The following is a 5286-nucleotide window of genomic DNA, read 5'->3' on the forward strand; positions in this document are numbered from 1 at the left end:
GCCCGGGGGCACCCGCCCCGAGGAGTGCGGGCCCGGCGGGGGGCCGCACCCGTCCGGTGCCGGGGTAGAACGCAGCGCCAAGGTCGTCCAAAGGGCGTGTCCCGCGCCCTCTTCCTCCCCCTCGGGCCCCTACGTTGGTTCGGTGGAGCAGCACAGGACACGCGAACCCCGGATCCCCTCGTCGTACGGGCCGCGCGGTGCGTCCGCCCAGCCCGCCGGCGTCTACCGGGCGGCCGTCGCGCCCACGGCCTCCGCCGCCTCGGGCCGCCGGCAGGCGCCCGTCGTGGCCGCCCTCAGAGGTCTGCCGCGGCCGCGCCTGACCGGGCTGGGCACCGGGCTGTTCGCCGCCCTGTCGATGGTCTTCCTCGGCTTCGTGGACGATCTGCTGTTCGGGGCCTCCGCCGTGTTCTTCGGGGTGATGTTCCTGCCGGTCAGCGCCGCGACCGCGCTGTGGGTGCGGGCGGCGGACCTGGTGACGGCGCCGATCGCGGTCCCGATCGCGTTCGCCCTCGGCACGGTCCCGGTCTCCGGGGGCACCGGCGGTTTCGCGACGCAGGCGATGGCGGTCGTGACGTCGCTCGCGATGCACGCGGGCTGGCTGTACGGGGGCACGCTGGTGGCCGGCGTGATCGCGTCCGTGCGCAAGATCCGGGAGATGGGGCGCCGGCAGGCGGAGCGGGACGCCGAGGCGCGGGCCATGCGGACCGCCCGGCCGGGCGACGGGCTGCGCGGGGCCACCGTACGGGGGCCCCGCCGCGGCTGAGCCGGTCCTTCGGTCCCGCCGCGGCTGAGCCGGACCCCACGGCGCCCGCGGACGGGCAGCGGATGCCGGGGGCCCGCGCGGACGGGCGGACCGCCGGCGCGGGCCGCCTGCTCGGTGCCTGCTTCTGGTGTTCGGGGCCTACTGCTGGGACGCCGTCATGGCCGCGCCGACGATGCCCGCGTTGTTCTGGAGCTGCGCCGGGACGATCTCGGCCCGGATGCCCTCGATGTAGTGCAGGAACTTGTCGGCCTTGCGGCTGACGCCGCCGCCGATGATGAACAGCTCGGGCGAGAAGAGCATCTCCAGGTGCGCGAGGTACTTCTGCACCCGGTGGGTCGCCCAGTGGTGGTAGCTGAGGTCCTCGTCCTCCTTGGCCTTGGAGGACGCCTTCTTCTCGGCGTCGTGCCCGTTCAGTTCCAGGTGGCCGAACTCCGTGTTCGGGACGAGGGCGCCGTCGTGGAAGAGGGCGCTGCCGATGCCCGTGCCGAACGTCAGGAGCATGACGACGCCCTTGCGTCCGCGGCCCGCGCCGAAGGTCATCTCGGCGACGCCCGCCGCGTCCGCGTCGTTCATGACCGTGACCGGCATGCCGAGGCGGTCGCCGATCAGACTGCCCCCGTCCACGTCGACCCACGACTTGTCGACATTGGCCGCGGTGCGGATCACCGACCCGGTCACGACGCCGGGGAAGGTCACCCCGATGGGCCCCGACCAGCCGAAGTGCTCGACGACCTCGACGACACCCTCGAGGACGCCGTCGGGCGTCGCCGGGTGCGGGGTCAGTACTTTGTGCCGGGGCTCCGCCAGGTCGCCGCGGTCCAGGTCGACGGGTGCGCCCTTGATGCCAGAGCCGCCGATGTCCACTCCGAAGACGTTCATGAACACCACGTTAAGGCCAGGCGGGGGGCCGTACGGCCGCGTCGGCGCAATCCGGCCGACAGCCTTCGCGTGCCGACCGGCGGGGGCGCCCGGGCCGGGGTCCGGACGGCGGCGCGGACCGGGTCGGCCGGGACGTCCGGACGCGGGTCCGGACCGACTCGGGGCCGGGCCCCGGGCGGCGCCGCCGCCGACGGGCTCAGGACGCGCCGAGCTCCGCGCGCAGGTCCCTGCGCAGCTCCTTGGGCAGCGAGAACGTGATCGACTCCTCGGCCGCCTTCACGATCTCGACGTCCTCGAAGCCGTGCCCCGACAGCCACTCGAGGACGCCCTCGACGAGGACGTCGGGCACGGAGGCGCCCGAGGTCAGGCCCACCGTCGTGACACCGTCGAGCCAGGCCGCGTCGATCTCCTCCGCGCCGTCGACCAGGTGCGCGTCGCGCGCGCCCGCGCCCAGCGCGACCTCGACCAGCCGGACCGAGTTGGACGAGTTCTTCGAGCCGACCACGATCACGAGGTCCGCGGCGGCGCCCATCTGCTTCACCGCGATCTGGCGGTTCTGCGTGGCGTAGCAGATGTCGTCGCTGGGCGGCGAGACCAGCTGCGGGAACTTCTCCTTGAGCCGGTCGACCGTCTCCATCGTCTCGTCGACGGACAGCGTGGTCTGCGAGAGCCACACGACCTTGGACTCGTCGCGCACCTTCACGTCGGGGACGTCCGCGGGGCCGTCGACGATCGTGATGTGCTCGGGCGCCTCGCCCGAGGTCCCGATGACCTCCTCGTGGCCCTCGTGGCCGATCAGGAGGATGTCGAAGTCGTCCTTCGCGTAGCGGACGGCCTCGCGGTGGACCTTGGTGACGAGGGGGCAGGTCGCGTCGATCGTGGCGAGGTTGCGGGCCGCCGCCTCCTCGTGGACGACGGGGGCGACGCCGTGCGCCGAGAACATCACGATGGAGCCCTCGGGCACCTCGGCGGTCTCCTCGACGAAGATGGCGCCCTTCTTCTCGAGGGTTTTCACGACGTACTTGTTGTGGACGATCTCGTGCCGCACGTAGATCGGGGCGCCGTACTGCTCCAGGGCCTTCTCCACGGCGATCACGGCGCGGTCCACGCCCGCGCAGTACCCACGGGGGGAGGCGAGGAGGACGCGCTTTCCGGCTCCGGCGGGCGTCGCGGGCTGGTCGGGCGTTGCAGTCATGCACTCATCGTACGGGGGTGCCCCCGGCGCCAGGGAGCGCCCGCCCGGGGCGTGCACCGGGCGGGCCACGCGGGGCGCGCACGGTCGCCCCCGCCCTGCGCCCGTGCGTTCCCCCGGCGCCGACCGGCGAGCCCCGGGGCGGCCGTTCCGGCGCTCGGGTCCTGCCGGCGGGCGGACAGTGTCGTCCGCGGCTCTCCGCGTTGTCGGACCCGGCGGATACGCTCGCGGGTATGGCTCTGACGACGTCACCGGATGCCCCGCTGCCCGTGGGCGAGGTCTCGCGCCTGATCGGCGGCTGGATCGACCGGCTGGGCGCGGTCTGGGTGGAGGGGCAGATCACGCAGCTGTCCCGGCGCCCCGGCGCGGGCGTGGTCTTCCTGACCCTGCGGGACCCGTCGTACGACATCTCGGTCGGCGTGACGTGCTACCGCCAGGTGTTCGACGCGATCGCCGACGTGGTGTCCGAGGGCGCGCGCGTCGTCGTCCACGCGAAGCCCGAGTGGTACGCGCCGCGGGGCCAGCTGTCGCTGCGTGCCGCGGAGATCCGGCCGGTGGGCATGGGCGAGCTGCTGGTGCGGCTGGAGCAGCTGAAGAAGTCGCTCGCCGCGGAGGGCCTGTTCGCGGCCGGGCGCAAGCGGCCGCTGCCGTTCCTGCCGCGGCTGATCGGCCTGGTCTGCGGGCGCGCCTCGGCCGCCGAGCGGGACGTCCTGGAGAACGCGCGGCGCCGGTGGCCCGCGGTCCGCTTCGAGGTGCGCAACACGGCCGTGCAGGGGGTCAACGCGGTCACCCAGGTCGTGCAGGCGGTCAAGGAGCTCGACGCGATCGACGAGGTCGACGTGATCGTGGTGGCCCGCGGCGGCGGCAGCGTCGAGGACCTGCTGCCCTTCTCCGACGAGCAGCTGATCCGGGCGGTCGCCGCCTGCGGCACCCCGGTCGTCTCGGCGATCGGCCACGAACCCGACTCGCCCCTGCTGGACCTGGTGGCGGACGTGCGGGCCTCCACGCCGACGGACGCGGCCAAGCGGGTCGTGCCGGACGTGGGCGAGGAGCTGGAGCGCGTGGACGCGCTGCGCGGGCGCGCCCTGCGCACGGTGCGCGCCCTGCTGGAGCGGGAGGAGCGCGGCCTCGCGCATGCGCTGGCGCGCCCGGTGATGGAGCGCCCGCAGCGGATGGTGGACGAACGGGAGGCGGAGGTGGGGGCCCTGGAGGACCGCGCCCGGCGCGTCCTGCGCCACCTGCTGGACCGCGCGGACTCGGAGCTGTCGCACACGCTGGCGCGGGTGGTGGCGCTCTCCCCCGCGGCGACCCTGGAGCGCGGGTACGCGGTGCTCCAGCAGGCGGACGGCTCGGTGGTCCGCGCGCCCGGGCAGGTGGCATCGGGCGACGAGCTGCGCGCGCGGGTCGCGGAGGGCGAGTTGCGCGTACGGGCGGACTGAGCCCGGAGGCCGGCGACAGGTCCCCGGCGGGGCGCCATTCTGCGGGGGAAGGCGGCGGCGCCGGACGAGTCGCGGCCCTTCGGGAGTCGCGGTTGCGGCGCGTCCCGGCCGGTCAGTCCTCGGCGGGTTCGTCCGTCTTCAGGGCCGCGTCGAGCCGCTCGCGGGCGCCGTCCAGCCAGCGGCGGCAGACCTTCGCCAGCTCCTCGCCGCGCTCCCACAGCGCGAGCGACTCCTCCAGGCTGGTGCCGCCCGCCTCCAGGCGGCGCACGACGTCGATCAGCTCGTCCCGCGCCTGCTCGTACCCGAGGGCGCCGGCCGGCTGCTCCGGTGCCGCATCCGTCTCCGTCTTGGCCATGCGACCAGCTTAGAGGCGGGTACCGACAGTCAGTCCTGCGTGCGGGCGAACTGGAGCGAACCGGCCATCCGGGCCAGGTCACCGGACGAGGCCGTGCCGGTCACCACGGTGGTCGCGCCGTTCTCGGTGCGCACGAGCGCGTCGTAGCGGCTGCCCTTCCACCGCTGCCAGGACGTGCCGCCGATGTCCTGCGTCCTGCCGGTGTTCCGCGCGTTCTGGCTGACGTCGGACACGTAGTCCTTCACGGGCGACGTCGACTGCTCGACCGCCACGTACTGCCCGGCCGCGTCCAGGAAGCCGAGGTGCCAGGCGTGGCCGCCGCCCTGGTCGTACGTGACGGACGTCGCCTTCCACGTCGCCGGCAGCCCCACGGGCGCGGCCACCGGGTAGGGGGCGGCGCGGCGCGCGGTGAGGAGCTCGACGCGGTAGTCCACGCGCTGGACGGGGTCGGCCTTGTCGTCGTGCGGGATGAAGAACGTGTAGATCACGCCGACGACCGCGCCGATGACGATGAGCGAGAGGATCATGCCGCGCACGGACCGGTTCCGCTGCCGGGAGGGTCCCCCGGCCGGTCGCCCCGGTGCCGCCGCGGCACCCGTCCGCGCGCCGTCGGACCGCCCCGCGCCGTCGGACCGGGCGCCGTCGGGCCGGGCGTCGT

Annotated in this window: 6 protein-coding genes; 2 read left to right on the plus strand and 4 right to left on the minus strand. The window is 74.6% G+C overall.

What is annotated here, in order from left to right; translation table 11 throughout:
* Positions 1–142: 142 nt before the first annotated feature.
* Positions 143–763, plus strand: a complete 621-nt coding sequence (locus L1885_RS22955; RefSeq protein WP_372482000.1) for a DUF6542 domain-containing protein — start codon at positions 143–145, stop codon at positions 761–763.
* A 138-nt stretch (positions 764–901) separates the two neighbouring features.
* Here the strand turns inward: L1885_RS22955 and ppgK are convergent, their stop codons facing one another.
* Both ppgK and L1885_RS22965 read right to left on the minus strand, forming a co-directional pair.
* Positions 902–1642, minus strand: coding sequence for a polyphosphate--glucose phosphotransferase (ppgK, locus tag L1885_RS22960; RefSeq protein ID WP_235799073.1), 741 nt, complete (start codon positions 1640–1642; stop codon positions 902–904).
* Between the two features lie 196 nt (positions 1643–1838).
* Positions 1839–2837 (minus strand): 4-hydroxy-3-methylbut-2-enyl diphosphate reductase, encoded by a 999-nt coding sequence (locus L1885_RS22965; protein ID WP_235799074.1) that lies wholly within the window; start codon positions 2835–2837, stop codon positions 1839–1841.
* A gap of 230 nt (positions 2838–3067) precedes the next feature.
* On the opposite strand from L1885_RS22965, the gene xseA reads away from it, so the two are divergent.
* Positions 3068–4273 (plus strand): exodeoxyribonuclease VII large subunit, encoded by a 1206-nt coding sequence (gene xseA / locus L1885_RS22970; protein WP_235799075.1) that lies wholly within the window; start codon positions 3068–3070, stop codon positions 4271–4273.
* A 112-nt stretch (positions 4274–4385) separates the two neighbouring features.
* Here the strand turns inward: xseA and L1885_RS22975 are convergent, their stop codons facing one another.
* Positions 4386–4628, minus strand: coding sequence for an exodeoxyribonuclease VII small subunit (locus L1885_RS22975; RefSeq protein ID WP_235799076.1), 243 nt, complete (start codon positions 4626–4628; stop codon positions 4386–4388).
* A 29-nt stretch (positions 4629–4657) separates the two neighbouring features.
* A complete protein-coding gene (locus L1885_RS22980; RefSeq protein WP_308117379.1) occupies positions 4658–5164 on the minus strand; it encodes a DUF4245 domain-containing protein in 507 nt (168 codons plus the stop codon).
* Positions 5165–5286: the final 122 nt, after the last annotated feature.

It is taken from the genome of Streptomyces fuscigenes (genome assembly GCF_021556455.1).
In the GTDB taxonomy this organism is placed as follows: domain Bacteria; phylum Actinomycetota; class Actinomycetes; order Streptomycetales; family Streptomycetaceae; genus Streptomyces; species Streptomyces fuscigenes.